This is a genomic window from Sodalis sp. C49 (genome assembly GCF_046352915.1).
Taxonomy (GTDB): Bacteria; Pseudomonadota; Gammaproteobacteria; order Enterobacterales; family Enterobacteriaceae; genus Acerihabitans.
In genome coordinates, this window is the sequence record NZ_CP163303.1 from 754,792 (window position 1) to 780,317 (window position 25,526).

Annotated in this window: 28 protein-coding genes; 17 read left to right on the plus strand and 11 right to left on the minus strand. The window is 58.2% G+C overall.

Annotation, left to right across the window (positions count from 1 at the left end; translation table 11 throughout):
* Positions 1 to 11 precede the first annotated feature (11 nt).
* Positions 12 to 875, minus strand: a complete 864-nt coding sequence (locus ABUK12_RS03335; protein WP_410014947.1) for a helix-turn-helix transcriptional regulator — start codon at positions 873 to 875, stop codon at positions 12 to 14.
* A gap of 189 nt (positions 876 to 1,064) precedes the next feature.
* Here ABUK12_RS03335 and ABUK12_RS03340 point away from each other — a divergent pair, with 189 nt between their 5' ends.
* The 4 genes from ABUK12_RS03340 (at position 1,065) to ABUK12_RS03355 (ending at position 2,915) form a co-directional block, all read left to right on the plus strand.
* Entirely contained in the window at positions 1,065 to 1,379 is a 315-nt protein-coding gene (locus ABUK12_RS03340; RefSeq protein ID WP_410014948.1) for an ArsR/SmtB family transcription factor, read from the plus strand.
* Positions 1,376 to 1,735 (plus strand): SRPBCC domain-containing protein, encoded by a 360-nt coding sequence (locus tag ABUK12_RS03345; protein WP_410014949.1) that lies wholly within the window; start codon positions 1,376 to 1,378, stop codon positions 1,733 to 1,735. The genes ABUK12_RS03340 and ABUK12_RS03345 overlap by 4 nt, the downstream gene beginning before the upstream one ends.
* Before the next feature lie 51 nt (positions 1,736 to 1,786).
* Positions 1,787 to 2,380, plus strand: a complete 594-nt coding sequence (locus ABUK12_RS03350) for an ATP-dependent Clp protease proteolytic subunit (protein WP_410014950.1) — start codon at positions 1,787 to 1,789, stop codon at positions 2,378 to 2,380.
* 259 nt (positions 2,381 to 2,639) lie between these two features.
* On the plus strand, positions 2,640 to 2,915 hold the full coding sequence (locus ABUK12_RS03355; RefSeq protein ID WP_410014951.1) for an alpha/beta fold hydrolase: 276 nt from the start codon (positions 2,640 to 2,642) through the stop codon (positions 2,913 to 2,915).
* A gap of 6 nt (positions 2,916 to 2,921) precedes the next feature.
* Here ABUK12_RS03355 and ABUK12_RS03360 read toward each other — a convergent pair whose 3' ends face one another.
* Positions 2,922 to 3,386, minus strand: coding sequence for a nuclear transport factor 2 family protein (locus ABUK12_RS03360; RefSeq protein ID WP_410014952.1), 465 nt, complete (start codon positions 3,384 to 3,386; stop codon positions 2,922 to 2,924).
* 98 nt (positions 3,387 to 3,484) lie between these two features.
* Between ABUK12_RS03360 and ABUK12_RS03365 the strand changes: the two genes are divergently transcribed.
* Positions 3,485 to 3,889, plus strand: coding sequence for a winged helix-turn-helix transcriptional regulator (locus tag ABUK12_RS03365; protein WP_410014953.1), 405 nt, complete (start codon positions 3,485 to 3,487; stop codon positions 3,887 to 3,889).
* 136 nt (positions 3,890 to 4,025) lie between these two features.
* On the opposite strand, the gene ABUK12_RS03370 is transcribed toward ABUK12_RS03365, so the two are convergent.
* The gene (locus ABUK12_RS03370) at positions 4,026 to 4,859 is read right to left on the minus strand and encodes an EamA family transporter (RefSeq protein WP_410016820.1); all 834 of its coding nucleotides are present in this window, start codon (positions 4,857 to 4,859) and stop codon (positions 4,026 to 4,028) included.
* A gap of 294 nt (positions 4,860 to 5,153) precedes the next feature.
* Here ABUK12_RS03370 and gcvA point away from each other — a divergent pair, with 294 nt between their 5' ends.
* Together gcvA and ABUK12_RS03380 are read left to right on the plus strand one after the other, a co-directional pair.
* Positions 5,154 to 6,059, plus strand: a complete 906-nt coding sequence (gcvA, locus tag ABUK12_RS03375) for a transcriptional regulator GcvA (RefSeq protein ID WP_410016821.1) — start codon at positions 5,154 to 5,156, stop codon at positions 6,057 to 6,059.
* Between the two features lie 80 nt (positions 6,060 to 6,139).
* On the plus strand, positions 6,140 to 6,967 hold the full coding sequence (locus ABUK12_RS03380; RefSeq protein WP_410014954.1) for an EamA family transporter: 828 nt from the start codon (positions 6,140 to 6,142) through the stop codon (positions 6,965 to 6,967).
* 113 nt (positions 6,968 to 7,080) lie between these two features.
* Here the strand turns inward: ABUK12_RS03380 and ABUK12_RS03385 are convergent, their stop codons facing one another.
* The gene (locus tag ABUK12_RS03385; protein WP_410014955.1) at positions 7,081 to 7,656 is read right to left on the minus strand and encodes a TetR/AcrR family transcriptional regulator; all 576 of its coding nucleotides are present in this window, start codon (positions 7,654 to 7,656) and stop codon (positions 7,081 to 7,083) included.
* A 152-nt stretch (positions 7,657 to 7,808) separates the two neighbouring features.
* On the opposite strand from ABUK12_RS03385, the gene ABUK12_RS03390 reads away from it, so the two are divergent.
* Both ABUK12_RS03390 and ABUK12_RS03395 read left to right on the plus strand, forming a co-directional pair.
* A complete protein-coding gene (locus ABUK12_RS03390; protein ID WP_410014956.1) occupies positions 7,809 to 8,543 on the plus strand; it encodes an SDR family NAD(P)-dependent oxidoreductase in 735 nt (244 codons plus the stop codon).
* A 170-nt stretch (positions 8,544 to 8,713) separates the two neighbouring features.
* Complete coding sequence (locus tag ABUK12_RS03395; protein WP_410014957.1) at positions 8,714 to 9,313, plus strand: NADPH-dependent F420 reductase; 600 nt, start codon at positions 8,714 to 8,716, stop codon at positions 9,311 to 9,313.
* Positions 9,314 to 9,601: 288 nt separating this feature from the next.
* Here the strand turns inward: ABUK12_RS03395 and ychF are convergent, their stop codons facing one another.
* The gene (ychF, locus tag ABUK12_RS03400; RefSeq protein WP_410014958.1) at positions 9,602 to 10,693 is read right to left on the minus strand and encodes a redox-regulated ATPase YchF; all 1,092 of its coding nucleotides are present in this window, start codon (positions 10,691 to 10,693) and stop codon (positions 9,602 to 9,604) included.
* Between the two features lie 187 nt (positions 10,694 to 10,880).
* The gene (gene pth, locus ABUK12_RS03405) at positions 10,881 to 11,465 is read right to left on the minus strand and encodes an aminoacyl-tRNA hydrolase (RefSeq protein ID WP_410014959.1); all 585 of its coding nucleotides are present in this window, start codon (positions 11,463 to 11,465) and stop codon (positions 10,881 to 10,883) included.
* A gap of 262 nt (positions 11,466 to 11,727) precedes the next feature.
* Between pth and ABUK12_RS03410 the strand changes: the two genes are divergently transcribed.
* Positions 11,728 to 12,201: a GNAT family N-acetyltransferase gene (locus tag ABUK12_RS03410; RefSeq protein WP_410014960.1), complete on the plus strand. Its 474-nt coding sequence runs from the start codon at positions 11,728 to 11,730 to the stop codon at positions 12,199 to 12,201.
* Between the two features lie 383 nt (positions 12,202 to 12,584).
* Positions 12,585 to 12,854: a stress-induced protein YchH gene (gene ychH, locus ABUK12_RS03415; protein ID WP_410014961.1), complete on the plus strand. Its 270-nt coding sequence runs from the start codon at positions 12,585 to 12,587 to the stop codon at positions 12,852 to 12,854.
* Positions 12,855 to 13,220: 366 nt separating this feature from the next.
* On the opposite strand, the gene prs is transcribed toward ychH, so the two are convergent.
* From prs to lolB, 3 genes are all read right to left on the minus strand, one after another.
* Entirely contained in the window at positions 13,221 to 14,168 is a 948-nt protein-coding gene (gene prs / locus ABUK12_RS03420) for a ribose-phosphate diphosphokinase (RefSeq protein WP_331122568.1), read from the minus strand.
* A 152-nt stretch (positions 14,169 to 14,320) separates the two neighbouring features.
* Positions 14,321 to 15,181 carry a 4-(cytidine 5'-diphospho)-2-C-methyl-D-erythritol kinase gene (gene ispE / locus ABUK12_RS03425; RefSeq protein WP_410014962.1) on the minus strand — a complete coding sequence of 287 codons (861 nt, stop codon included), beginning with the start codon at positions 15,179 to 15,181 and terminating at the stop codon, positions 14,321 to 14,323.
* Positions 15,178 to 15,801 (minus strand): lipoprotein insertase outer membrane protein LolB, encoded by a 624-nt coding sequence (lolB, locus tag ABUK12_RS03430; protein WP_410014963.1) that lies wholly within the window; start codon positions 15,799 to 15,801, stop codon positions 15,178 to 15,180. Before lolB ends, ispE begins: the two co-directional genes overlap by 4 nt.
* A gap of 221 nt (positions 15,802 to 16,022) precedes the next feature.
* Here lolB and hemA point away from each other — a divergent pair, with 221 nt between their 5' ends.
* The 6 genes from hemA to kdsA are packed head-to-tail and all read left to right on the plus strand — an operon-like array spanning position 16,023 to position 21,377.
* Positions 16,023 to 17,279 carry a glutamyl-tRNA reductase gene (gene hemA, locus ABUK12_RS03435; RefSeq protein ID WP_410014964.1) on the plus strand — a complete coding sequence of 419 codons (1,257 nt, stop codon included), beginning with the start codon at positions 16,023 to 16,025 and terminating at the stop codon, positions 17,277 to 17,279.
* A 32-nt stretch (positions 17,280 to 17,311) separates the two neighbouring features.
* Positions 17,312 to 18,394: a peptide chain release factor 1 gene (prfA, locus tag ABUK12_RS03440; RefSeq protein WP_410014965.1), complete on the plus strand. Its 1,083-nt coding sequence runs from the start codon at positions 17,312 to 17,314 to the stop codon at positions 18,392 to 18,394.
* Positions 18,394 to 19,227 carry a peptide chain release factor N(5)-glutamine methyltransferase gene (gene prmC, locus ABUK12_RS03445; protein ID WP_410014966.1) on the plus strand — a complete coding sequence of 278 codons (834 nt, stop codon included), beginning with the start codon at positions 18,394 to 18,396 and terminating at the stop codon, positions 19,225 to 19,227. Before prfA ends, prmC begins: the two co-directional genes overlap by 1 nt.
* Positions 19,228 to 19,258: 31 nt before the next feature.
* The gene (locus tag ABUK12_RS03450) at positions 19,259 to 19,657 is read left to right on the plus strand and encodes a SirB2 family protein (RefSeq protein ID WP_410014967.1); all 399 of its coding nucleotides are present in this window, start codon (positions 19,259 to 19,261) and stop codon (positions 19,655 to 19,657) included.
* Entirely contained in the window at positions 19,654 to 20,463 is an 810-nt protein-coding gene (sirB1, locus tag ABUK12_RS03455; protein ID WP_410014968.1) for an invasion regulator SirB1, read from the plus strand. The genes ABUK12_RS03450 and sirB1 overlap by 4 nt, the downstream gene beginning before the upstream one ends.
* A gap of 59 nt (positions 20,464 to 20,522) precedes the next feature.
* Entirely contained in the window at positions 20,523 to 21,377 is an 855-nt protein-coding gene (kdsA, locus tag ABUK12_RS03460) for a 3-deoxy-8-phosphooctulonate synthase (protein WP_410014969.1), read from the plus strand.
* A 711-nt stretch (positions 21,378 to 22,088) separates the two neighbouring features.
* On the opposite strand, the gene dauA is transcribed toward kdsA, so the two are convergent.
* Both dauA and chaA read right to left on the minus strand, forming a co-directional pair.
* A complete protein-coding gene (gene dauA / locus ABUK12_RS03465; protein WP_410014970.1) occupies positions 22,089 to 23,783 on the minus strand; it encodes a C4-dicarboxylic acid transporter DauA in 1,695 nt (564 codons plus the stop codon).
* A gap of 299 nt (positions 23,784 to 24,082) precedes the next feature.
* Positions 24,083 to 25,177 carry a sodium-potassium/proton antiporter ChaA gene (gene chaA / locus ABUK12_RS03470; protein ID WP_410014971.1) on the minus strand — a complete coding sequence of 365 codons (1,095 nt, stop codon included), beginning with the start codon at positions 25,175 to 25,177 and terminating at the stop codon, positions 24,083 to 24,085.
* Positions 25,178 to 25,526 lie beyond the last annotated feature (349 nt).

Here is a 25,526-nt window from a genome sequence, read left to right on the forward strand (position 1 = left end):
GGCCTGGGCGTCTACTCCGGCATCGCCGGCGGTAGCGGCGCAGGCGCCTGGGTTGCCGCCAACAGCGCCCGGATGCCGGCCCGATCGCCGGGCGTTGCCGGATTATAGATAACCAGGCCCAGATCCGGCTTGCCGTCGACGGAGAACGCCGAATATTCGAGCGTGATCAGTCCCAGGGTCGAATGCCGGATGTACTTGGTTCCCTCGCCATAAATGCCGACGTCATGGTCACGCCACAGGGCCGCGAACTCTGGGCTGGCCAGGCTTAATTCCTCTACCAGCGCCCTGGCATGCGCGCCTACGCCGGTCCTGGCCGTTTCGGTGCGAAAGGTGGTGACCACGAAACGCGCCACGCTTTCCCAATTGGGTATTTTTGTCCTGATGCCGGGGTCGCAGAAAATGATGCGCAAAATATTGCGCCGGGATTCGGGCAGCGCCGGATAATTGGCCAGCACCACCGTGGCGGCGCGATTCCAGGCAATAATGTCCCATTCGGCGGTTTTGACATACGCGGGACAATATTCCAGCGAGTCAAGCATACGTTGCAACTGCGGCGTCACGCCGCGGCGCTTGGCATAAGCCACCTCCGGCGGCCGGTTCTGGGCCAGCAGGAATAAATGCTCGCGCTCGACATCCGTCAGGGCAAGCGCGCGGGCGAGGCGGTCGAGCACGTCGGCCGACGGCGCGCCGCCGCGGCCCTGCTCAAGCCAGGTATACCATGTGGTACTGACGTTGGCGAGCAGCGCCACCTCCTCGCGGCGCAGGCCGGGCGTACGCCTGCGGGTCATGGAATAGCCCAGGCTTGCCGCGTCGAGCCTGGTGCGGCGATACCTGAGATAGTTTCCCAGCAGATTGTCATCCTGCGCTGTCGTCATGCCGTTGCCTTTCCCCAAGGGTGCTTTGCCGTATTATCGCCATATCGGGCCGGTTTGTCACAGACCGCCTTGAACCGGTGCGACATAAACAGTATAGCGCCATGCTTTTTCGCGCACCATCACGCGTTCAGGGCGCTTAAATAGCGTGGAAGCTTGCACGACACATAAGTAAGTGCTAATGTGTTTGCTATGATAGAAAACGACATCTTTAAGGCGTTAGCCGATCCGACGCGACGCGCCATCTTCGAAAAACTGGCGGACGGCAGTATGAACGCCAGCGCGCTGCGCGTGGGCATCGAAATTAGCCAATCCGCCATGTCGCAGCACCTGGCGGTACTGCGCAACGCCGGTCTGGTGCGCGAAGAGCGGCGGGGCCGTTTTGTCAACTACGACATTAATCCGCAGGGTTTGGCGCTTATCGCCCGCTGGCTGGCGAAGTATCGGGCCTACTGGCCCGCGCGGGTGGATGATTTGAAGGTTTTGCTGAAGGATATGGATCAATGACAAACCCTAAAACCGGGGATCGCGTCAACGAGCTGCGATTCGAATATGAACTTGATGCGCCTGCGGAAAAGGTCTGGCGGGCCATCAGTATTCCCGCGCTGCGTGAGAAATGGCTACCCGGCGTGGCCCTGGGGCAATGCGCACCCCTCTCATCAACCCGGGAAGGCGAAATACGTTACCGCCTGCGGGAAGCAGAACCGCCTTTCCTTGCAAGCCATGTCACGTTGCATATCAGGCCGAATGACGCGGGCGGGACCATTCTGACTATTATCCACCGGCTGGCAGATGCGCGGCTGGGCAGCCCGGTGCCCCCTGCGGCCAACGACGACACGTCTTCTCTGATGCTTGCCGCCTGATCCGCCTGGCGGGCCACAGCGTATTTTTGCCATAACCATAAGGAGTCGCCCATGCGCGAAGCGCTGCAACTCATCCCGATGGTGGTCGAGCAATCCAGCCGGGGTGAACGATCTTTCGATATTTATTCACGGCTGTTGCGCGAACGCATTATCTTCCTCAATGGTGAAGTCGACGATACGATGTCGGCATTGGTCTGCGCGCAGCTTCTTTTCCTGGAAGCCGAGAATCCGGAAAAGCCCATCCATCTGTATATCAATTCGCCCGGCGGCGTCGTTACCAGCGGTTTCGCCATATATGACACCATGCAGTTTATTCAGGCGCCGGTCTATACCCTTTGCATGGGAACCGCGCGCTCGATGGGATCATTTCTGTTGATGGCGGGCGCGCCCGGCCAGCGGGTGGCGCTGCCCAACGCCAGTTTGCACGTGCATCAGCCGTTGGGCGGTTATCAGGGACAGGCCTCGGACATCTTTATTCACGCCGAAGAAATGCGGCAAACGAAACGCCGGATTACGCGATTATATGCCGAGCATTGCGGGCACAGCTATGAAGAGGTTGAGCGCACGCTCGATCGCGACCGTTTTATGACGGCGGAGGAAGCGCTTGAGTGGGGACTGATCGATCGCGTTCTTATTAAGACGTAAGAGAATATTTTGAATGCGCACCGATCGCGCGCGTTCTTATAAAACGTAACAGGGCTTTTATGACGTCCGGCAACGCTCCACCACGGCAAGCCGTCCAGGCTACCCCTGAATTTTCTCTTGACCTTGACAGCACGGTCAGAGTTTAGCCTAAAGCCTCCTTTGATTACGGCGAGAGTGTATATCATGCCAATGGTTAAAATCGAGGGTACGACAGTGTCCTATCGGGTTGATGGCGAGGGTCCTGGTCTGGTATTGGTACATGGCACCGGTGGTGACGGGGAAAGTAACTGGGCGCCAGGTGGAACTGGACCTGGTTCTGGTCGTAAGCGATCGGGTCGGGCGCATTACCCAACCCGCGCTGGTCATAGGCTGCACTCATGACTATATGGTGCCGCCCGCCCACGGGCGGGCGCTGGCCGCGCAAATAGCCGGCGCCCGCTATGCTGAACTGGACAGCGGACACCTGGCGATGCTGGAACGCCCCGAAGAATTCACGCAGATGGTGACGGGCTTCCTGCGCGCCGCGGGACGTTAAGGGATCCTAAGCACCCGCGAGCACCGTTGGATCCCCCGTCCGCCAGACGTTGTCGACCGTGTTGCGCTGAATAAGCCATACCTGGTCACGCCTTACCAGCTCGACGTTATAGCGGTTTTTCATCAGATAGTGGCGCGAGTTATCATTGCGCGCTACGTGCTGCGCCTCCACCAACGCCTCCAGATGCGCCTTATCGCCGTTAATGCAGACCCGCGGATTGCTCACGGAATGTGTCGTGTCGAGCTGGCTGAGTGCGTTCGACAGGGCCGTGACAATAGTGTCCCGGCCTTCCAGCACCGGGTATTCAAATCCGGCTTTTGCCGCGGCGGGCCGGAAATCGGACACCGCATCTTCCGCCAGCGCTGAGGCGAGCAGGTCGGTATCGCGCAGATCGATGCCCGCGGCGAACCGGTACAACGCCTCGACCACGGCGAGCGTATCGGCGGTTTGCTCAGGATATAAAGATGACATGGGTAACTCCTTGTGGGTTATGAATCTATATGGTATATGACGTATACTAGGTGTCAATTAGGCACTAATATGTCATCAGGTATCCCAGAGGAAACCGCATGTTGAATCAGGCTGGGCAAACGGCGGCTCAAGACGAGCCGGCCATAGAGGCGGGGGGAGCCGGCGGTTCAAGCCGTTTACTGCTGGATCAGATCACGGATAAATGGTCGGTGCTGATCCTGGCGGCGCTGTGCCATAAGCCCTTGCGCTTCAATGAAATCAGGCGTTGCCTGGACGGCATTTCCCAAAAATCACTGACCCTTAGCCTAAGGCGCCTCGAGCGCAGCGGCATCCTTGCCCGCCGGGTTATTCCTGCTTCCCAGGTCGCGGTGGAGTACAGCGTCACGCCGCTGGGGCGCACGCTGGAGGTGCCGTTTCGGGCATTATTTGACTGGACGGTTACTCATTCAGCCCAGGTTCTGCAAGCCCAGATGGATTACGATAAGGGAACAATGAATCTGTAGTGGTCATCACGGCATTGCGGCACGGCCTTTCGTCGCTGTCTCTTTCTAATGCCGGCGCTGGCGATCGCCTTCGGTACTACGCGATGTAAACCAGATTAATTGCTTAACGGCTGGGGGAAATTTTAGCGCCGGGATTTTAAGCCAACCGCAACACTCCCGCGCCTATCGCTATGATGCAGGCCGCCACGACCCGTGATGGACTTATGTGTTCGCGCAGGACCAGGCCCGAGAGAATAAGACCAAATAATATCGAGGTTTCCCGCAGCGCGGCAACCACGGCGACCGGCGCAACCGTCATGGCCCACAGCGCCAGCCCATAGGAGGCGACGGTGCCAAATCCGCCCGCCATGCCCAGATGCCAATTGGCGGCGAAATAGCCTTTTACCGCAGCGCGTCGCCTGCACATGGCCCAGGCAAGCAGGGGCACGCCGGTAAACAGGAAAATCAACAACGTATATGCGGCGGGGGCGCGGGATAACCGCACGCCTTGCCCGTCAATAAGGGTGTAACCGGCGATAACAGCGGCATTGAGCAACGCCAACAACCCCCCTTTTTTGTCTTGCCCGTGCGCAAATATGGCCATGCTTATTATGCCTGCGCAAATTATGGCAATTCCCAGCCAGGCGGTCGGCGTTAATAGCACGCCAAAAAATAGCGCGCCCATGGCCGCGACGATAAGCGGGGCGCTGCCGCGCATTAAAGGATAGGTCTGACTCATATCGGCGATGCGATAGGTTCTCGCCACCAGGCAAAAATACAGAACTTGCAGCAGGGCCGACGCGCCGATAAAAGGCCAGCTTTCCTTGGCGGGGGCGGGCAAAAACGGCAGCGCCAGGGCGGCGATCAGCGCGGCGCACGCGGTGACCAGTATGGTCGTTAGTAGTTTATCGGCGCCGCCTTTGACCACGGCATTCCAGGTGGCGTGCAACACAGCGGCAAACAGCACTACGCTAAAGGCAAAAGCGGTCATGCGAACCAGCGTCGAGGGAAGCAAAATAGGGTCATAGATATAATGCGTTTTGCGAATGTTAAAAAAAAGCATGCCGCATGATGGGCACGGAAATCAAATACAAATGCTGTGGGCATAAAAATTTTCGGGGACTTGGCAGCGTACGGGCGGCGCCTGAACGTCCCGTTCCTGCCAACGTCTTAACAGAACCGCAAGACCCCGGTATCTATTTTTTCAGCCGGGGCATAAATGTATTATCATGAGCCTCTATTCATGTAAGCCGCTATGGCGCGTGTTCACCGAGGAAACAACATGATGAGGGATCTGCCTCCCACCGCCACGCTGCGCGCCTTTGAGGTGGCGACGCGGCATGCAACGTTCACCGCCGCTGCGGACGAATTGCATATTACCCAAAGCGCGGTAAGCCATCAGCTTAAACATCTCGAAGAGATCTGGGGCTTGTCGCTATTTCAACGTGGCAAATCATTGAGCCTGACGCCTGCAGGCGCAGCGCTGGCGCCCATCGTGCGTGAATTCTTTATGCACCTGGAGGCGACGCTCAGCGATCTGAGAGAGCAAAAGGGCAGGGTCCGGCTCAGGCTTAGTACCACCTACTCCTTCGCCCTGAAATGGCTGCTGCCAAGATTGCCGGATTTGTCCCAGCGGCATCCGGAAATTCTGGTCACGCTGGAAACCACGGACAAAGCCATCAATTTTTCCAGCGCCGAGTCGGACGTGGCCATCCGTTTCGGCACCGGCAATTATCCAGGCCTGTACTCGGAATTCATGTTCAGGGAGCAGATCTTTCCGGTTGCCAGTCCCGATCTCTTGCACCGTTTTGGCGCGCCCCATGAGCCTGCCGAATTATTGCGCTACCCGCTGCTGACAAGAGACGGCGCGGATCTGGTGCCGAAATGGGCGCTGTGGCTGCAACAGGCGGGGGTCGGCGTTTCCGCGCTCAGGGAAAGCGTCAGGTTCGCCGACACGAATATGACGGTCCAGGCGGCGCTGCTGGGCCAGGGTATCGCCCTGGCCCGCAGCGGACATGTCGAAACTGAACTACGCGACGGCAGCCTGGTCCGGCTGTTCGACATACCGTTCCCTTCGCCGGTCGCTTATTATTTTGTCTGTCCAAAAGCTGTCGAATCGCAGCCTCATATCGTCAGCTTTCGCCACTGGCTCATGGCGCAATCAGCCCAGGCCCAACAAGGCTATCTCTGATGGCAATGCATGAGGATTTCCTCATGCAGCAATGAGGAGACTTTGCTTTCATCAAAGAGCGGGGCTGCTTACTATGGCGCATGCCCTTTCATATTATTTTACTGATACTGTGCGCCGCGCTCTTGCATGCCGGCTGGAATACGCTTTTGCGCGGCGGAGCCGACAGGTTGTGGTCGATGACGGTCATGTGCCTGGCGGTAGCGATTGCCAGCGCCGCCATCGCCTTGTGCCTGGCGCCCCCAGCCAAAGCCAGCTGGATGTATGCCCTGCTTTCGGCGGGGCTGCATGTGGGTTATAACCTGTTTCTCGTCAGGAGCTATCAGGCCGGAGACCTCGGGCAAACCTATCCGGTTTCACGCGGCTCCTCGCCCCTGTTAATCACCGTCGCGGCATCGGTGTTCGACGGCGAGCGGATAGGAATGGGCGCTCTGCTCGGCATTGTCCTGATATCGGGCGGTATTATTTCCCTGACCTTCACCGGGCGCCGGCTGGCGCCGGCAAACCTGTCGTATGCCCTGGGAACCGGATGTTTCATTGCCGCTTACAGCGTAACGGACGGCATCGGCGTGCGCTTGTCCGGCGCGCCGATGGCATACACGGCATGGATGTGCGCCTTGTGGGGCATCTTGATGCCGGCGGTATACATCGGCCTGCGCGGCGTAACAAGTTTATTGACCCCCCGGCCCGGGTTCATCACGGCTTTTATCGGCGGGCTGGTGTCTCTGCTGGCCTATGGCATCGTCATTTACGCCATGGCGGGCGCTCCGATGGGGGCGGTATCGGCATTGCGCGAAACCAGCATCCTGTTCGCGGCGGCGATGGGGTATTTTTTCCTGGGCGAGGCGCTGACGGTGCGCAAGATGCTGGCGTGCGCGGTGATCGCCGCCGGCGCCATCCTCATCGGCTGACGACCCATGGCGGGGTGGCGTGGCAGGCTATCAGACTGACGCGCCACAATAGTCCGCCACGCCCAGCCAACGGACAATTTCACGCAATGCGAACAGCCATGCGTTGCGCTCTGCTACGTTGCCTTGTTAATGGCGTTGCCCGGCTGATTTGTCAGGATGGCGCTCGTAATAAGATGAAAGAGATGATCCCGCCGCGGCGCGAATCCGGGCTGGGCGACGAGCCAGCCGAGCGCCGACATCAGGGCGAACAGGTCGTCCGCATCCATATCAGCGCGCGCCGTTCCCTCGGCCTGGGCACGGCGCAGCAGTCGCGCGCCCGCCGAGCGCACCGCGATGCATGGCGCGTAAAGCGCGGACTCCGGGTCTGCGTGGGCGCTGGCCATCAAGGCGACTACGCCGCTGTAGCTATCAACGAACGCCACCCCGGCGTGAAACCAGGACACGAGCGCCTCGTCAGGTGGCTTCGACGTCTCAACTTCGCCTGCCTTTTGCGTCAGAGCATCCAGATTCGTGCGCAGCAACGCTTCGAACAAGGCTTCGCGCGTCGGGAAATGCCGGAGCAGTGTGGCCAGCCCGACGTCGGCCCGGCGGGCGATCTCGCGCATGGACGCATCGGCGCCCTGCTCGGTGACGACCTCACGCGCGACGGTAAGGAGATGGCTGTAATTTTTTCTGGCGTCGGCTCGCATAGGGTACCTTGACAAGTGGGTCAGTGATCCGTATATTTGGATCAGTGGTCCAGATACTGGTGTAATGATCTGGACCGGTGATCCACAAGATACAGCGTCCTGATACCAATGGCAATACAGACGCTGTCCGACACGATGAAAGGGGAAACGTCATGGGAAAGTTGGAAGGTAAGGTTGCCGTTATCACGGGTGGCTCAAGCGGCATGGCGCTGGCGAGCGCCAAGCGGTTCGTAGAAGAAGGCGCCTATGTTTTTATCACGGGCCGCAGGCAAGAGACGCTTGACGAGGCCGTTAAGCTCATCGGGCGCAACGTGACCGGCGTGCGCGGCGACGCGTCCAATCTCGACGACCTCGACCGCCTGTTCGCGACGGTCAAACGGGAAAAGGGCAAGATCGATGTCTTGTACGCGAGCGCTGGCACCGGAGAAGCCGTCCCGCTCGGCGAGATTACCGAGCAGCATTTCGATGCGACCTTCGGCCTGAATACGCGCGGCACGCTGTTTACGGTTCAGAAGGCGTTGCCGCTGTTTAACGATGGCGGATCGATCTTTATGACCGGGTCAATTGCGTCAATCAAAGGTTTTCCTGGTTTCAGCGTCTATGCGGCGAGCAAGGCGACGTTGCTTGCATTCGCCCGCGGGTGGCTCAACGAACTGAAGGGCCGCAAAATCCGGGTGAACGTGCTGAGCCCCGGGCAGATCGCCACCCCTATTCAAGAGCAACTCTTCGACGAAGAGACGAAGCGGTATTTCGAATCCCTGGTGCCGCGGGGAAAGATGGGGGGGCCTGAGGAAATCGCGGCGGTGGCGCTGTTTCTTGCTTCAGACGAATCGAGCTTCGTGAATGGGGTGGAATTGTATGTCGACGGCGGCACCTCGGCCATCTGAAATCGCGCTGGAAAGCGGGTGGCGGCCCGCTAACGTGGCGGAGATGATCCGGGTTATGTCGATAAATAGGGCATCCCGTTCAATTAACGGGACTGATTTCGGTGATTGTCCAGCGGGTATTGCCATGTCTGCTTACGCTGCCGGTCACCCCTACTGAAGGGAGAGTTTGCATGAGTTATTCGATTATTGGCTTTGGCGCGGTAGGCCAGGCGCTCGCCCGGGCGTTTGCAAGAAAGAACATTAATGTGAGCGTCGCTAGCCGTCGCCCTCCCGAAGCGTTGATGCAGCGGGCACAAGCGATCGGCCCCACCGTTGTCCCCAGGACGCTGCAGGATGCCATTGCGTCCGACATCATCTTTTTGGCGGTGCCGTTTTGGGAACATCGGGACGTCGCGAAACAGAAAACCACCTGGCGCGGCAAGACCGTCATCGACATGACCAATGCTTTCGGCGTTGCCGTTGAAGACTTGCAAGATCAGCCGTCGTCCGCGGTTGTCGCCAAAGCCTTTACCGACGCCGGGTTCGTAAAGGGTTTTAACCATCTGGCCGCCGGCGTTCTGGCCGCTGATCCGAGCGTGAATGGCGGCAGCCGCGTCGTGTTTTTGTCGAGCGATGACGAAAATGCGCTGGCGCCGGTCGCGGTTCTCGCGGAACAGCTCGGTTTCGCGCCGATTGCGCTAGGACCGCTCAAGGATGGCGGCCTGCTCGTCCAGGCCAGGGGCAATACCTGGGGTAAACTGATCTTCAAGGATCTCGTCAAGTTCACATAACGGCGCCTCAACGCTATGCTGCTTAGTATAGTGAGCCTGCCCCTCATCAAAAGCTGATGGTAATGTATCAAGATCGCCCTACGGCTTTTTACGTTATCTAAGAGAAGTGTGCCATAGCGTTTTATCGAACCGTTCGCAACTGCTATCGGTCTGGGTGAATGCTGGCTGCGCTTTTATGAGATGACGTGAGACACCATGAAAAGAAAAACCCACGCCATGGCGTGGGTTTTAATCAGGTAAATCGGTCTTCGTGAGATTCACTGATATCTCATGATGCGACAATCGCTATTAGACGTTAAACAAGAAGTTCATCACATCGCCATCCTTGACGATATATTCCTTGCCTTCGGAGCGCATCTTGCCGGCTTCCTTGGCGCCTTGCTCGCCTTTATAGGCAATAAAATCTTCAAACGCGATGGTCTGGGCGCGGATAAAACCTTTTTCGAAATCAGTATGGATTTTACCGGCCGCCTGCGGGGCGGTGGCGCCGACCGGGATGGTCCAGGCGCGCACTTCCTTGACCCCGGCGGTAAAGTAGGTTTGCAGGTTCAGCAACTCGTAGCCGGCGCGGATCACCCGGTTCAGGCCCGGTTCTTCCAGCCCCAGTTCCGCCATGAATTCCGCGCGCTCCTCTTCTTCCAGTTCGGCGATATCGGATTCCACCGCGGCGCAAACCGCCACCACAACCGAGCCTTCCCCGGCGGCGATAGCCCGGACTTTATCCAGGTAGGGGTTGTTTTCGTAGCCGTCTTCATTGACGTTGGCGATATACATGGTCGGCTTAAGCGTCAGGAAGCTGAGATAACGGATAGCCGCTTTTTCTTCCTCATTGAGATCGAGCGTGCGCAGCATGCCGGCGTTGCCCAGGTGCGGCAGGCATTTTTCCAGCGCGGACAGCTCGATCTTGGCATCCTTATCGCCGCCCTTGGCGCGTTTTTGCACCCGGAAGATAGCGCGTTCGCAGGCTTCCAGATCGGACAGCGCCAGCTCGGTATTAATCACGTCGATATCATCCACCGGGTCGACTTTGCCGGCAACGTGGATGATATTATCGTTCTCGAAGCAGCGCACCACATGGCCGATGGCCTCGGTTTCGCGGATATTGGTCAGGAACTGGTTGCCCAGTCCTTCGCCCTTCGACGCGCCTTTGACCAGGCCGGCGATATCAACGAATTCCATGGTGGTCGGCACGATACGCTGCGGCTTGACGATGGCCGCCAGCTGGTCCAGGCGCGGATCAGGCATCGGCACCACGCCGGTATTCGGTTCAATCGTACAGAACGGAAAATTGGCCGCTTCAATTCCCGCTTTGGTCAAGGCATTGAATAGCGTGGACTTACCCACGTTCGGCAGACCCACAATACCGCATTTGAAACCCATGGTTATATCACCTTAAATAGCTTTATTATCAGATGGTTAATTTAGTCTTACCGTACCATCAATACGTTAATGCCCCATTATACACATAAACCGCGCATAACTCGATTGGCGCCGGGCGACCGGGGTCATCGCCTGGTATAGGTCCGCACGCGGCGGCAGACCGTTTTTGCTCCGGATCGGGGAGCCATCAGGCGGCTTTGAAGGCGTGCAGGCGATTCATCGCTTTTACCGGGCCTTCCTGGATTAAGATCTCGGTGCATTTAACCGCCTCAGCCACGGCTTGATCGATTAAGTCCAGTTCGCTGGCCGGCGGCTTGCCCAGCACAAAACCCACCACTTTGCTTTTGTCGCCCGGATGGCCGATGCCGATACGCAGACGATGGAAGTTGGGATTATTGCCCAACCGGCTGATGATATCCTTCAGGCCGTTATGGCCGCCATGGCCGCCGCCCAGCTTCAAGCGGGCGTTGCCCGGCAACAGATCCAGCTCATCGTGCGCCACCAGGATTTCTTCCGGCAGAATACGGTAAAACGTGGCAACAGAGGCGACCGCCTTGCCGCTCAGATTCATAAAGGTGGTCGGGACCAGCAGCCTGACGTCCTGTCCGGCAATCGCCAGGCGGGCGGTATACCCGTAGAATTTGCTCTCTTCCCTGAGGGACTGGCGAAACTGTTCCGCCAGCAGATCCACATACCAGGCGCCCGCGTTATGGCGGGTGGCGGCATATTCCGCGCCCGGATTCGCCAGGCCAACAATCAACTTGATAGTCATTACGGTTTCATTCTCAACTATTGCTCTCGATTAAACAGACCAACGCACAACGGGAAATCAGGCGGCCGTGGTCCTGCGCCGGTGATCCCGCGGTCATGTTAACAGATTTGCGCCGCAGCGGCTTAGCGAAGTGTCATCACCCCGTCGGGCAAGCCTCATGGCCTTGCGGGTGCCCTGGTGCGCGAAAACACGCTTTCGTTGCCGGCGGATTGATGGCAATAATGGGATGATGTGTAACGCATGAAAACGTCATGGGGGCATTATGGAACTGCGGCTGGCGCGCGCCCAGGAGGCGCAGGCATTATGGCTAATCCGCAATCAGGCCATCCGGGCCCGCTGCGTGGACGTGTATGATGCCGACACTATCATGGCTTTTACGCCGGACATCATGCCGGCGGGCTTTGTTGCCTGCATCACGCAAAATCCTTTTTTCGTCATTGCCGCGACAGCCGCCGGCGGGCCTGTGGCAACGGGGTTCCAGGATATCAAAAGGGCGTCGGTGGAGGCCATCTTTACCCTGCCGGCGTACCAGGGCAGGGGATATGCCGCGCGTATCCTGGCGCGGATTATCAGCGAGGCGAAAACCCGGGGGATAACCCGTTTAACCCTGGCCTCGACGCCGAACGCCGTGCAATTCTATCGCCGCCGCGGTTTCAGCATTCTGAGCGAGGGGCAATATTATTCCGCCTCGGCGCAACGCTATCTGTCTTGCGTCGACATGAGCCTTGATTTGTAAACCCGCCCGTTACAGCAACGCGCAAAACAGAATGATAATCGTCAGTGCAAGTCCGAGGCTGGTTATCACTTCCAGATCGTCAGTGTACATAGTCACCTCCTCTCGTCTGATCCGATCATGAGGTAATCCCTGGCCCCAGGCTGTGACCGGCCGTTCAAAAAAGCTGCAATTCCGCGTGCCGGCACGCTATTGCGCATCTCATTGATCGAGATCAATTTCTTTTAAAAACAAAATGACAGGGAATTATGATTTGTGTGACTTATTGTCAACTCTGTGATCGCGGGCACGATGCCTTTAGCAAGATATTGACTATACTTTACACAGATTGATAAGGACGACGAATGAACAATTCACGATTTCATTGAGTAACCCGGAGGTGAACGATGAAACGCAAATCAGCACTCTTATGTGGCAACAGCCTGATGGGCGTAGGTATGATAATGATGCTCGCAGGGCTTGCCTGTTCAGTATTAAATCAGCTTCCGCAATTGCACTTTACGCCATTGGTCGCGCATAGCGCCATCATGGGTATTTTTATCGGCGCCTTGTTATGGGTTGCAGGGGCGCGCATGGGCGGGCACGAACGCATCAGCGATCGTTACTGGTGGCATCGCAGGTTTGATTCCCGCTGCCGTCGTACCGGACATCATTAAGCGCCGGCAGGTCGAGCCAGGTTTTTGACAAATGCACTAATCCGGCGGAGGTCTTTATTGGCGCCGCTGGTTGGCAACCGGTCATTTAACGCCGCCGTCGAAACAGCGGCTTGTGTCTCTCACTGTCCGTTAACGCGGGCGATAACAATTGAAAAAACAACGACATAGATTAATATCAACGATGACTGGTTTTATTTCCTGTCCTGAACCTGCTTACGGGTTCGGGATTTTTTTTGCATAAAAAGCGGGAAACACTAATACGGGCGGGCCGGGCGGCCCGTATCCGGGGGCTAAACCACACGCCGGCCGATCGCCGTGGCGTGGAATGAGCAAGGCGCGCCGCCGGGGCGGCGACGTCGGCGGCTATTAATGCTCGAACATGGCGGAGATGGATTCTTCGTTGCTGATGCGACGAATGGCCTCGGCCAACATGCCCGACAGGGTCAGGGTACGGACGTTGGGCAGTGCTTTAATCTTGGGATCCAACGGAATGGTATCGCAAACAATGACCTCATCGATAACCGAATTCTTGATGTTGTCGAACGCATTACCGGAAAAAATCGGATGGGTGGCATAGGCAAAAACACGTTTTGCGCCCCGATCCTTCAGCGCCTCCGCCGCTTTGCACAGGGTGCCGCCGGTATCGATCATATCGTCCACCAACACACAGTCGCGGCCCGCCACGTCACCGATGATATGCATCACCTGGGAAACGTTTGCGCGCGGACGGCGTTTATCGATGATGGCCATATCGGTATCGTTCAGCAATTTGGCGATGGCGCGGGCGCGTACCACGCCGCCGATATCCGGCGATACCACGATCGGATTTTCCAAATCCTGCTGCAGCATATCCTCCAGCAGAATCGGGCTGCCGAAAACGTTGTCGACCGGAACATCAAAGAAGCCTTGGATCTGTTCCGCGTGCAGGTCCACCGTCAGGACACGGTCAACCCCTACGCTGGATAAGAAGTCCGCCACCACTTTCGCGGTGATGGGCACACGTGCGGAACGCACGCGCCGATCCTGGCGGGCATAACCAAAATAGGGGATAACGGCGGTGATACGACCGGCGGATGCGCGGCGTAACGCGTCGACCATGACCACCAGTTCCATCAGGTTGTCATTGGTTGGCGCACAGGTGGACTGGATGATGAAAATATCACCACCGCGTACATTTTCATTGATTTGCACGCTGACTTCGCCGTCGCTAAAGCGACCTACAGCGGCGTCACCAAGACTGGTATATAAACGGTTGGCAATACGTTGTGCTAGTTCCGGGGTGGCGTTACCAGCAAAAAGCTTCATATCAGGCACGAGAAGAACCTCAGGCTTGCGTCCAGAGAAGGTATTGCACAGCATAACACTCGGGACCGGAGCGCCATACAGGGCAATGCCACACGGGTAAAGATAAATCGAGATAACCTGGCGGAACCGTCACCTAGCGGCGGCATAACGGTCCGGTTACCTTAATGCGCCCCGGTCAACACGCGGTGCAGCGGCGAAACGTTAACGCCTCGCGCCACAAAACCACGCATCCACGCCGGGGCATGCTCCAGCACCTGACGGGCGGCGGACTCGGTATCGAATTCGGCAAATACACAAGCGCCGGTGCCAGTCAGTCGCGACGGCGCGTATTCTAACAGCCATGAAAGATGCTGTTCAACCTCGTAAAAATGTTTTCTTGCGATTGGCTCACAATCATTATGAAAAGGCTGCGCTAATAACGCCTCCAGCGCGCGTACCGGCGAGTCTCTTTTTAACGCCGGATCGGCGAATATCGCCGGCGTCGATATGCTTACGCCGGGGAGGGTGACCAGGTACCATTTTTCCGGCGGATCGGCCGGGGTCAATATTTCGCCGATTCCCTCGGCAAAGGCCGCGTGGCCCCGCACGAACACCGGTACGTCGGCGCCAAGTTCGAGGCCCAGACGGGCCAGCGCTTCCTGCTCAAGGCCGCAGCGCCACAGATGATTAAGGGCCACCAGCACCGTGGCGGCGTCGGAGGATCCCCCGCCGAGCCCGCCGCCCATCGGCAGGCGTTTAACCAGGCGAATATCGGCGCCGGGCAGGGCGGAATTATTTTTAGCCCCCCACCGGCGACGCTGCAGCAACCGCGCCGCCCGGACGATAAGGTTATCGTCGTCGCGTACGCCGGCAAGGGGCGTCAGCAGCCGGATATCCCCGCCTGCGACCGGCTCGATGGTCAGCGTATCGCCGTAGTCAAGAAACTGGAACAGCGTTTGCAACTGATGGTAGCCGTCGGGCCGCCGGCCGGTAATATATAAAAATAAATTGAGTTTAGCCGGCGCCGGCCATTGATGAATCATTGCAGGGTCCAGCTGTCCATTTTGAGTTTAATACGCTGCTCGCCCTGGCGCAGTTCCAGATTGGCCGGCAGCACCGGCCGGCTGTCGTCATGGTAGCCCAGGTAAACCACCGTCCATTGCTGGCCGTCCTGGCTGTAGTTGACCTGTTTGAGCAAGCCGCGCGAATCGAGGGTGAAATCGGTGGCGTCGCCCGGCAGCCCCAGCATCCATTTACGCAGGTTGTCGAGGGGAATATTCATGCCGGTCAGCTTTTGGATCATCTGCTGCGGATCGTTGCTGACATACTTCTTACCCTGGTTATTGGTAATCTGGGCCACACCGGGCTGCACGTTCAAATCCATTTCGGTGCTGCCGAGCGGATTGGTCAGCAGCAGGCGGTAGCGATCGGCGCCGGTTTGCTGCCAGTTAAAGCGGGCATAGACTTTTTGCTGGCCGGAAATATAGGCGAAAGAGCCGCGCGTCTGGTAGCTGGACAGCTGCGACACCGAGCGTTGATGCTGTTGCCACTCGGGGGAGGTTTGGCTTTTAGCGGGGCCTGAGGGCGTGTGGACGCTACAGGCGGCCAGTAGCAGGCCGGCCAGCGGCAATACGCGGTAGTAGGCGGGAATACGCTTCGGCATAGGGAACTGCTTCCTTAATTTTCTCGTGGGTAAGGCGTTTTGTCCGGTGTTTAACACCATGATAGCGTCAATTTTCACGCTAAGCGGCATTTATTTCATTACCGGCGCCACGCCCTGATAGGTCGAAAATGCGGTGTGACTTTTCTTGATCACGCGCATCAAGTAGAATGCACTCAAACCATAACCATACTAACACTCGTATTATTTAATAGCCGTATTCCATGACCCTGCTCGCATTAGGTATTAATCATAAAACGGCGCCGGTTGCGTTACGCGAGCGGATAGCGTTTTCGCCCGAAACCCTTGACCAGGCGCTGGTCAGCCTGCTCCAGCAACCGCTGGTGCGGGGCGGCGTCGTGCTGTCTACATGCAACCGGACCGAATTATACCTAAGCGTGGCGCAGCAGGAAAATTTCAAGGAATCGCTGGTGGGCTGGTTATGCGATTATCATCATTTGCAGCCGGACGAGGTGCGCCAAAGCCTCTACTGGCATCTGGACGACGGCGCGGTCAGCCACTTGATGCGGGTCGCCAGCGGGCTGGATTCCATGGTGCTGGGCGAGCCGCAGATCCTCGGGCAGGTAAAAAAAGCCTTTGCGGATTCCCAACGCGGGCATACCGTTTCCGGCGAGCTGGAACGCTTATTCCAGAAATCCTTTTCCGTCGCCAAGCGGGTGCGCACTGAAACCGAAATCGGGTCCAACGCGGTATCGGTGGCGTTTGCCGCCTGTACCCTGGCGCGGCAGATTTTTGAATCCCTGGCCGATGTCACGGTGCTGCTGGTCGGCGCCGGCGAAACCATCGAACTGGTTGCGCGTCATCTGCGTGAGCACCATGTCAAGCAGCTGATCATCGCCAACCGCACCCGCGAGCGCGCGCAACTGCTGGCTGACGAGGTCGGGGCGCAGGTCATCGACCTGGCCGGGCTCGACGACCGCCTGGCCAGTGCCGATATCATTATCAGTTCCACCGCCAGCACGCTTCCCATTATCGGCAAGGGCATGGTCGAGCGGGCTATGAAGCAGCGCCGCAACCAGCCGATGTTGCTGGTGGATATCGCGGTGCCGCGCGATATCGAGCCGGACGTGGGCAAGGTCCCCAACGCCTATCTTTATACGGTGGATGATTTACAGGCCATTATTGAAAAAAACCTCGCCCAGCGACAGTCGGCGGCCGTCCAGGCCGAAACCATCGTCGCGCAGGAATGCCTGGATTTCATGGGCTGGCTGCGCGCGCAAAGCGCGGTGGAAACCATTCGCGATTTCCGTTCCCAGGCCGATAGCCTGCGTGCGGAAATAGAGGAGCGCGCCGTGGCGGCCATCAGGCTCGGCGCCGACCCCGAGGCGGTGATCCGCGACATGGCCCACCGCCTGACCAATCGTCTTATCCACGCTCCAACCAAATCACTGCAACAGGCCGCCCGTGACGGTGATGTCGAACGGCTGCAAATCCTGCGGGACAGTCTGGGACTGGACTAGCTCATTATACTAATAAGGTAAAACCATCACCTATGAAGCCTTCTATCGTTGCCAAACTGGAAGCGTTGCAAGAGCGCCAAGAAGAAGTCGAGGTGTTGCTTGGCGACGCCGGCATCATTAACGATCAGGATAGATTTCGCGCGCTGTCGAAAGAATATGCGCAGCTGACCGATGTTACCGCGTCCTTTAAGCGCTGGCAGCAGGTACAGGAGGATATCCACACCGCGGAAACGATGCTCGACGACCCGGAAATGCGCGATATGGCGCAAGAAGAACTGAAAGAGTTAAAAGCATTGCAGGAAGAGCTGGAGCAGCAGTTGCAGTTGCTGCTGCTGCCGCAAGACCCGGATGATGAACGCGGCTGTTTCCTGGAAGTGCGCGCCGGCACCGGCGGCGACGAAGCCGCCATCTTTGCCGGCGATCTGTTCAGGATGTACAGCCGCTTTGCCGAAACCCGGCGCTGGCGGGTAGAGATCGTCAGCGCCAGCGACGGCGAGCACGGCGGCTACAAGGAAGTGATCGCTAAAATAGACAACGACGGCGCCTATGGCCAGCTGAAGTTCGAGTCCGGCGGCCATCGCGTGCAGCGGGTGCCGGAAACCGAATCCCAGGGCCGCATCCACACTTCCGCCTGCACGGTGGCGGTCATGCCCGCAATCCCGGAAGAGGAATTGCCGGTGATCAATGCCGGGGATTTGCGTATCGATACCTTTCGGTCCTCCGGCGCGGGCGGCCAGCACGTCAATACCACCGATTCCGCCATCCGCATTACCCATCTTCCAACCGGCCTGGTGGTTGAATGCCAGGACGAACGGTCGCAGCACAAGAACAAAGCCAAGGCGCTGGCGGTGCTGGGCGCCAGGCTGCGCGCGGCCGAGGTGCGCCGGCGCCAGCTGGAGGAGGCGTCGACCCGCCGCAACCTGCTGGGCAGCGGCGATCGCTCCGATCGTATCCGGACCTATAATTTCCCCCAGGGGCGCGTGACCGATCACCGTATCGGCCTGACGCTTTATCGCCTGGATGAAGTGATTGAAGGCAAACTGGATATGCTGATCCAGCCGATCATGCAGGAGTACCAGGCGGATCAGCTGGCGGCGCTGGCAGAGCAATCCTGATGCAGTGCGGCCAGTGGCTTGATGGCGCCGCGCGCCGGCTCGCCGGCGGCGACAGCCCTAGACGGGATGCCGAAATCCTGCTCGGTTTTGTCACCGGACGTGCGCGTACCTGGCTGCTGGCCTTTGGCGAAACACCCCTGACGCCGGAGGAGCTTGCGCGACTCGACGCCCTGCTGTTGCGGCGCGCGGCGGGGGAACCGATAGCCTACCTGACCGGCGAGCGTGAATTTTGGTCCCTGAAGCTTAAGGTTTCGTCCGCCACGCTTATCCCGCGTCCCGACACCGAATGTTTGGTGGAGCAGGCGCTGGCGCTGCTGCCCGACCAGCCGGCGCAGGTGCTGGATCTGGGCACCGGCACCGGCGCCATTGCCCTGGCATTGGCCAGCGAAAGGCCGTCATGGCGGGTGACCGGCGTGGACTTGCGGCCCGAGGCGGTGGCATTGGCGCGTGAGAACGCCCTGCAGCTGGGTATCGCCAATGCGCGCTTCGCGACGGGAAGTTGGTTTAAATCATTGCAGGGAATGCGCTATACCCTTATTGTGAGTAATCCGCCCTATATCGCCGTGGACGACCCGCATCTGCATCAGGGAGACGTGCGTTTCGAGCCGCAAAGCGCGCTGGTGGCGGACGATAACGGACTGGCCGATTTGACGGCCATCGTCGTGGGCGCCGCCGACCACCTGCATCCCGGTGGCTGGGTGGCGCTGGAGCATGGCTGGCATCAGGGCGAGGCGGTGCGCGGCCTGTTGGCGCGCGCCGGTTTCGTCCTGGTGGGTTCCCGGCGGGATTATGGCGGCAATGAACGCGTAACAATGGGACAATGGCCGGGTTAAGACCCGCCGGTTATAGGATGCTGGAGCAGTGATGAGTGCTTACATGACCATCAAGTACTTACATTTAACAACGGTATGGATCACCATTACGCTGTTTATCATCCGTTTTTATTGGCGCTGGCGCGGTTCCACCCTGCTGAGCAAAGGGTGGGTGCGCATTGTCCCGCATATCAACGATACCCTGTTATTGATATCCGGCGTCACGCTGATTATCCTCTCGGGCATTTCTCCCTTCACCGCCGACGGCCGCTGGCTGCTGGATAAACTGGTGTTGGTCGTTATTTATATCCTGCTCGGCTCTGTTGCGCTGGGCAACAATACGCGGCGCGAAAAAATCCGCTGGCTGGCATTTATCTGCGGGCTGGCGTGTCTGTACACTATTTACCGGCTGGCTAGCAGTAAGCTTCCCCTGCTGACAGGATTTCTATGAGTAATATTGCGGATTTTGAATATAATCTTTCACCGCTTAGCGAGGGTGTCATACGTATTTCCCTCGCCATCCGGGAGGATTTTCCCGCCGATAGCGTTCGCCAGCAGCTGCGTTTGCTGGCCGAGGACGCGCGGGAGCAGATCTCGGTGGAGCTGAACCAGGACGAACAGCTTGGGCTTTTGCTCAAGCTGTTTTATCGTACCTGGGGATTTGGCGGCGTTGGCGGCGTGTATCGCCTGTCGGACGCCCTGTGGCTTGATAATGTGCTGGAGCGCCGCCAGGGTCTGCCTGCGTCGTTGGGCATTATCCTGCTGCATGTGGCGCAGTCCATGGGCATTCCCCTGCTGCCGGTGATTTTCCCTACCCAGATGATACTGCGCGCGGGCTGGCTTGACGGCGAGATGTGGCTTATCAACCCGATTAACGGCGATACCCTTGATGAGCATACGCTGGATATTTGGCTGCGCGGCAATATCGGCACCGGTATCGAGCTGGCGGATGAAGATCTGGAAGAAGCGGATAACAATACCGTGGTGCGTAAATTGCTCGACACCTTAAAATCGGCGCTGATGGACGAAAAACAGATGGAGCTGGCCCTGGGCGCCAGCGAGGCGATGCTGGAATTTGATCCCGACGATCCTTATGAAATCCGCGATCGCGGTTTGATTTATGCCCAGCTGGAGTGTGATCACGTGGCGCTTTCGGACCTGAATTATTTTGTCGAGCAGTGTCCGGAAGATCCCATCAGTGAAATGATCAAGGTTCAGATACATTCCATCGAGCAGAAGTCGGTGACCCTACATTAACCCGATGCCGGACGGTATTACCCCGGCCGGCAGGTCGATAAAAAGTATAAGGTACAGGTATGAAACAACTTGTGGTGAATATCGGCGATATCCCGGTGGCGAACGATCGTCCTTTTGTGCTGTTCGGCGGCATGAATGTGCTTGAATCGCGCGATCTGGCCATGCGCATTTGTGAGCATTACGTGACCGTGACCCAAAAACTGGGTATTCCGTATGTGTTCAAAGCTTCGTTTGATAAAGCCAACCGTTCATCTATTCACTCTTATCGCGGTCCGGGCCTGGAAGAGGGCATGAAGATCTTTCAGGAGCTGAAAGCGCAGTTTGGCGTGAAGGTCATTACCGACGTGCATGAGGCGGCTCAGGCGCAGACGGTGGCCGGGGTGGTGGACGTGATACAGTTGCCGGCATTCCTGGCGCGCCAGACCGATCTGGTGGAGGCCATGGCCCGCACGGGTGCGGTGATAAACGTTAAAAAACCGCAGTTTATCAGCCCGTCGCAGGTGGGCAATATCGTTGATAAATTCCGTGAAGCCGGTAATGAGCAGGTTATCCTGTGCGATCGCGGCAGTAATTTCGGCTACGATAACCTGGTGGTGGATATATTGGGATTTAACGTGATGAACCGCGTTTCCGGCGGTTGTCCGGTGATTTTTGACGTGACCCATGCGCTGCAGACGCGAGATCCGTTCGGCGCCGCCTCGGGCGGTCGTCGCGCGCAGGTGGGCGAGCTGGCCCGCGCCGGTATGGCGGTGGGTATTGCCGGGCTGTTTATCGAGGCCCATCCCGATCCCGATCATGCCAAATGCGATGGCCCGTCGGCGCTGCCGCTGGATAAGCTCGAGCCGTTCCTGGTGCAGATGAAAGCCATTGACGATTTGGTGAAAAGCTTTCCGGCGCTGGATACGGGCAGTTAACGTCCTGTCTGCATCGACCCCCATCGGCACGGTCTCCCTTGAACACGGCTGCTTTAAGTCCGGTGTTGGCGGGCCTAGCGTGCCATGGGGCGCTCGGTCGGGCGGGAACACCACGCCCGATTCGACCCCATAGGCACGCTCTCCCTTGAACACGGCTGCTTTAAGCCCGGTGTTGGCGGGCCTAGCGTGCCATGGGGCGCTCGGTCGGGCGGGAACACCACGCCCGATTCGACCCCATAGGCACGGTCTCCCTTGAACACGGCTGCTTTAAGTCCGGTGTTGGCGGGCCTAGCGTGCCATGGGGCGCTCGGTCGGGCGGGAACACCACGCCCGATTCGACCCCATAGGCACGCTCTCCCTTGAACACGGCTGCTTTAAGCCCAGTGTTGGCGGGCCTAGCGTGCCATGGGGCGCCCGGTCGGGCGGGAACACCACGCCCGATTCGACCCCATAGGCACGCTCTCCCTTGAACACGGCTGCTTTAAGCCCGGTGTTGGCGGGCCTAGCGTGCCATGGGGCGCTCGGTCGGGCGGGAACACCACGCCCGATTCGACCCCATAGGCACGGTCTCCCTTGAACACGGCTGCTTTAAGCCCGGTGTTGGCGGGCTTACCGTGCCATGGGGCGCTCGGTCGGGCGGAACACCACGCCCGATTCGACCCCATCGGCACGGGTTCCCTTTAACACGGCGGCATTAAGCCCGGTGTTGGCTTATTTGGCTTCCTCCGCCAGCGCCTGTTCCAACGTGCTGTAGAATGCCAGCCGGCCGGGGATGGGATGGATATTGGCCCGCGCCAGCGTTTTCAGCGGCTGGAAGGGGATATCGGTTATCACCAGGCGTTTGCCCGCCGCCAGGTTTTCGCTGAAGTGCACAAACGCCTGCAGGCCGCCGGCATCCAGTACCGGCACCGCATCCCATTGCAGAATAATCACGTCATCCTGCGCCGTCAGCACGGCGATTTCCTCAAAAATGCGTTCGGCGGCGGCAAAGAACAGCGGACCGTTGACCCGCAGCGCCCTGAGCTTGCCGCTGGTGCTTTGCGGCAATTCGCTGATACGGGTCATGGCGGCGATACGGCGCATAAACAGCAGCGAGGCCAGGACGATGCCCACCGTAATGGCGATCACCATATCGAACAATACCGTCAGCGACATGCACAGCAGCATGACCACGATATCGTCCCTGGGCGCCCGGCGCAGCAGGTAAATGACCTTGCGCGCCTCGCTCATGTTCCAGGCTACCAGCAACAGCAGCGCGGCCATGGCCGACAGGGGCAGATAGGACAGGGCCGGCGCCAGCACCAGCAGCGCCAGCAGCACCAGCAGGGAATGTACCAGCGACGACACCGGCGAGGTGGCGCCGGCGCGCACGTTGGCCGCCGAACGCGCAATGGCGGCGGTGGCGGTAATGCCGCCGAAGAACGGCGCGATGATATTGCCCACTCCCTGTCCGATAAGTTCATTATTAGACTGATGCTTTTTGCCGGTCATGCCGTCAAGCACCACGGCGCACAGCAACGACTCAATCGCGCCGAGCATCGCCATCGAGAATGCGGCGGGCAGCAGGGCGGAAACGGTATGCCAGTTTAAGCCCATCGGCACGCCGTGCACATCGGGCAGCGTCCACGGCAGCAGCCACTGCGGCAGGATCGGGGGAATACCCTGCCCATGGGTGCCGTCCGCCAGGATATAACCGAAACGGGTGCCGATGGTCGCCACCGGCATATCAAATAGCCACAGCACCGCCATGATGCCGGAGCCGGCTATCAGCGCCGGCAGGTGCGCCGGGAAACGGATGCCCAGGCGTGGCCAATAGACCAGCACCGCCATGGTGCCTATGCCAATCAGCGTATCTCCGGGATTGAACGTCGGCAACGCCGCGAAAAGCGCCGCTACCTTGCCGACATACTCCTCCGGCACCACGGGCAGGGTAAGACCAAAAAAGTCTTTGATTTGCATGGTGGCGATGGTGATGGCAATGCCCGAGGTAAAGCCCAGTGTGACCGAGAGCGGAATAAACTCGATAAGCTTGCCCAGCCGGGCAAAACCCATAATCACCAGGATCACGCCGGAAAGCAGGGTGGCAATCAGCAAACCGGCAAGCCCGAACTGTTGCGACACCGGATAAAGTATGACCACAAAGGCCGCGGTCGGACCCGACACGCTAAACCTGGAACCCCCGCACAGGGCGATGACAATACCCGCCACGGCGGAGGTATACAGGCCGTACTGGGGCGCCACGCCGCTGCCAATGGCCAGCGCCATGGCCAGGGGAATGGCGATGATGCCGACGGTAATACCGGCGATGATGTCTTTGATAAAGCGCTGGGTGGTGTAAGGTTCTTTCCAGCAGGCGTCAATAAGCGCGCTGAACGGGCGAAGACCGGTGAAGAGATGATTTTTCATTAAAACAACGAGCCAAAACGTGAGCAGGGCGGGCCGTGCGGTCCGTCGTAAAGAGACACTAAAATACCAGTTATGATGAACGGAACACCAGCGCTACATCATCAAATAGGTGAAAAAGAACCGATATGGCGAATATTTTGCTTAAAATTCTTTCTTATCAGCGGAAGAAAGGGCTTTATCGCGCCGGGTAAGGGAAATACCGGTTCGATTTTTTTATCTCGCCGGTAGACGAGTACGGGGCCCTGGAACGGCGGACGCCCGCTAACCCCTTCAATATGAGGGAGGAAATGCCGTCGGCCCTACAGCATGAGGGTCATCACATAAGCACCGAAAAGCGCCAGATGCGCGGTTCCGTTCAATACATTGGTACGGCCGGTTGAAAAGGAGATTTGGCACAGGATCATGGCGGTTAACAACACCACCACTTGCGGCATGCCCAGGCCGAACGCCAGCGGATGGCCTGTCAGGATGGCGATGATGGTGACGGTGGGCACCGTGAGGGAAATGGTGGCGAGCACTGAACCGAAAAACAAATTCATGGCGCGTTGCACCTGGTTTTTAAGCACCGCCCTGATGGCGCCCAGGCCCTCGGGCGACAGGATCAGCAGCGCGACCAGGAAGCCGGTGAATTGTTGGGGCGCATGCAAATCACCGAGCAGTTGTTCCAGCGGACCGGCGTTGAACTTGGTCACGGTTACCACCGCCAGCAGATGCAACAGTAGCCAAATGCCGTGCCATTTGGAGCTGTGTGCGGAGGGTTTGCCGTGGGAATCATCGTCGTCGCCGTCTTCATGCTCGTAGATAAAATAGCGTTGGTGCGTTTTAGTCTGTATCAACAGGAATACGCCGTACATGGCGGCGGAGATAGCGGCGGCAAACAGTGCCTGGGCGATGCTGAAATTGCCATCCGGCAGGGCCGTGGGCAGCACCAGCACAATCACCACCAGCGGGATGATGGCCATCAGGTATTGCTTGATGCCGGCCAGGTTCACCGACTGGGTGGCGAATTTACGCCCGCCCAGCAGCAGGGAAAAACCGACCAAGCCGGTAGTGACAATCATGATGACCGAAAACAGGGTATCGCGCATCAGGCCGGGCGAGGCATTGCCGGTGGCCATCAGCGCCGAAATCAGGCTCACCTCGAGGATCACCACCGACAGGCTGAGGATCAGCGAACCAAAGGGTTCTCCCAGCCGGTGCGCCAGCACGTCGGCATGGCGCACGACGTTAAACGCGCTGACAAGGATGGCGATGAGGGCGATAAGATTGATGATGACCGTCACGGCGAAAGTGGGCGTGGCGCCCCATACTATCAATACCGCCAGCGCTGCAATGGGAAACAGCAGGGTATATTCCTTGTGACGCGTTTTGATCCCCTGATCGGCGGATTTCATGATAGGTAATCTCCTTGCAAAGAGTCAGGCTTGCTACCGGTTATCATTATAACCAGGCGCCAACGATAAAATTTATGGAATAAGCCTACCAGAAAACGGCTGTATAAAATGTCAAGTTATGTATAAATATCCGTCTTGAAGAAAATAATCCGGAAGCGATGGGAAAAACAGGCTATAAGATGATTTTTATCGGGCAAGTCACATTATAAGCTAGTAAAATACAAAAAATATCCCCTTTAATCATCTTATGTTATTCATCTAATCGTCTTTATCCGCCTGTTTCGTGGCAGTGTGCCTATCAGATATCTATAAATAAATTTATGTGTCCCGTTTTTCCCCCGGCCGGCCT

Excerpts from the sequence above, each read along its gene's own strand:
- ABUK12_RS03380 (WP_410014954.1), top strand. The coding sequence starts at position 6,140 with ATGCCCTTTCATATTATTTTACTGATACTGTGCGCCGCGCTCTTGCAT.
- ychH (WP_410014961.1), top strand. The coding sequence starts at position 12,585 with ATGAAACGCAAATCAGCACTCTTATGTGGCAACAGCCTGATGGGCGTA.
- ABUK12_RS03385 (WP_410014955.1), bottom strand. The coding sequence starts at position 7,656 with ATGCGAGCCGACGCCAGAAAAAATTACAGCCATCTCCTTACCGTCGCG.
- ABUK12_RS03335 (WP_410014947.1), bottom strand. The coding sequence starts at position 875 with ATGACGACAGCGCAGGATGACAATCTGCTGGGAAACTATCTCAGGTAT.
- ABUK12_RS03355 (WP_410014951.1), top strand. The coding sequence starts at position 2,640 with ATGGCACCGGTGGTGACGGGGAAAGTAACTGGGCGCCAGGTGGAACTG.
- pth (WP_410014959.1), bottom strand. The coding sequence starts at position 11,465 with ATGACTATCAAGTTGATTGTTGGCCTGGCGAATCCGGGCGCGGAATAT.
- ispE (WP_410014962.1), bottom strand. The coding sequence starts at position 15,181 with ATGATTCATCAATGGCCGGCGCCGGCTAAACTCAATTTATTTTTATAT.
- ABUK12_RS03390 (WP_410014956.1), top strand. The coding sequence starts at position 7,809 with ATGGGAAAGTTGGAAGGTAAGGTTGCCGTTATCACGGGTGGCTCAAGC.
- ychF (WP_410014958.1), bottom strand. The coding sequence starts at position 10,693 with ATGGGTTTCAAATGCGGTATTGTGGGTCTGCCGAACGTGGGTAAGTCC.
- dauA (WP_410014970.1), bottom strand. The coding sequence starts at position 23,783 with ATGAAAAATCATCTCTTCACCGGTCTTCGCCCGTTCAGCGCGCTTATT.
- ABUK12_RS03360 (WP_410014952.1), bottom strand. The coding sequence starts at position 3,386 with ATGTCATCTTTATATCCTGAGCAAACCGCCGATACGCTCGCCGTGGTC.
- hemA (WP_410014964.1), top strand. The coding sequence starts at position 16,023 with ATGACCCTGCTCGCATTAGGTATTAATCATAAAACGGCGCCGGTTGCG.
- ABUK12_RS03365 (WP_410014953.1), top strand. The coding sequence starts at position 3,485 with ATGTTGAATCAGGCTGGGCAAACGGCGGCTCAAGACGAGCCGGCCATA.
- ABUK12_RS03345 (WP_410014949.1), top strand. The coding sequence starts at position 1,376 with ATGACAAACCCTAAAACCGGGGATCGCGTCAACGAGCTGCGATTCGAA.
- sirB1 (WP_410014968.1), top strand. The coding sequence starts at position 19,654 with ATGAGTAATATTGCGGATTTTGAATATAATCTTTCACCGCTTAGCGAG.
- prfA (WP_410014965.1), top strand. The coding sequence starts at position 17,312 with ATGAAGCCTTCTATCGTTGCCAAACTGGAAGCGTTGCAAGAGCGCCAA.
- ABUK12_RS03410 (WP_410014960.1), top strand. The coding sequence starts at position 11,728 with ATGGAACTGCGGCTGGCGCGCGCCCAGGAGGCGCAGGCATTATGGCTA.
- ABUK12_RS03450 (WP_410014967.1), top strand. The coding sequence starts at position 19,259 with ATGAGTGCTTACATGACCATCAAGTACTTACATTTAACAACGGTATGG.
- ABUK12_RS03370 (WP_410016820.1), bottom strand. The coding sequence starts at position 4,859 with ATGACCGCTTTTGCCTTTAGCGTAGTGCTGTTTGCCGCTGTGTTGCAC.
- ABUK12_RS03350 (WP_410014950.1), top strand. The coding sequence starts at position 1,787 with ATGCGCGAAGCGCTGCAACTCATCCCGATGGTGGTCGAGCAATCCAGC.
- chaA (WP_410014971.1), bottom strand. The coding sequence starts at position 25,177 with ATGAAATCCGCCGATCAGGGGATCAAAACGCGTCACAAGGAATATACC.
- prmC (WP_410014966.1), top strand. The coding sequence starts at position 18,394 with ATGCAGTGCGGCCAGTGGCTTGATGGCGCCGCGCGCCGGCTCGCCGGC.
- lolB (WP_410014963.1), bottom strand. The coding sequence starts at position 15,801 with ATGCCGAAGCGTATTCCCGCCTACTACCGCGTATTGCCGCTGGCCGGC.
- gcvA (WP_410016821.1), top strand. The coding sequence starts at position 5,154 with ATGAGGGATCTGCCTCCCACCGCCACGCTGCGCGCCTTTGAGGTGGCG.
- ABUK12_RS03340 (WP_410014948.1), top strand. The coding sequence starts at position 1,065 with ATGATAGAAAACGACATCTTTAAGGCGTTAGCCGATCCGACGCGACGC.
- ABUK12_RS03395 (WP_410014957.1), top strand. The coding sequence starts at position 8,714 with ATGAGTTATTCGATTATTGGCTTTGGCGCGGTAGGCCAGGCGCTCGCC.
- kdsA (WP_410014969.1), top strand. The coding sequence starts at position 20,523 with ATGAAACAACTTGTGGTGAATATCGGCGATATCCCGGTGGCGAACGAT.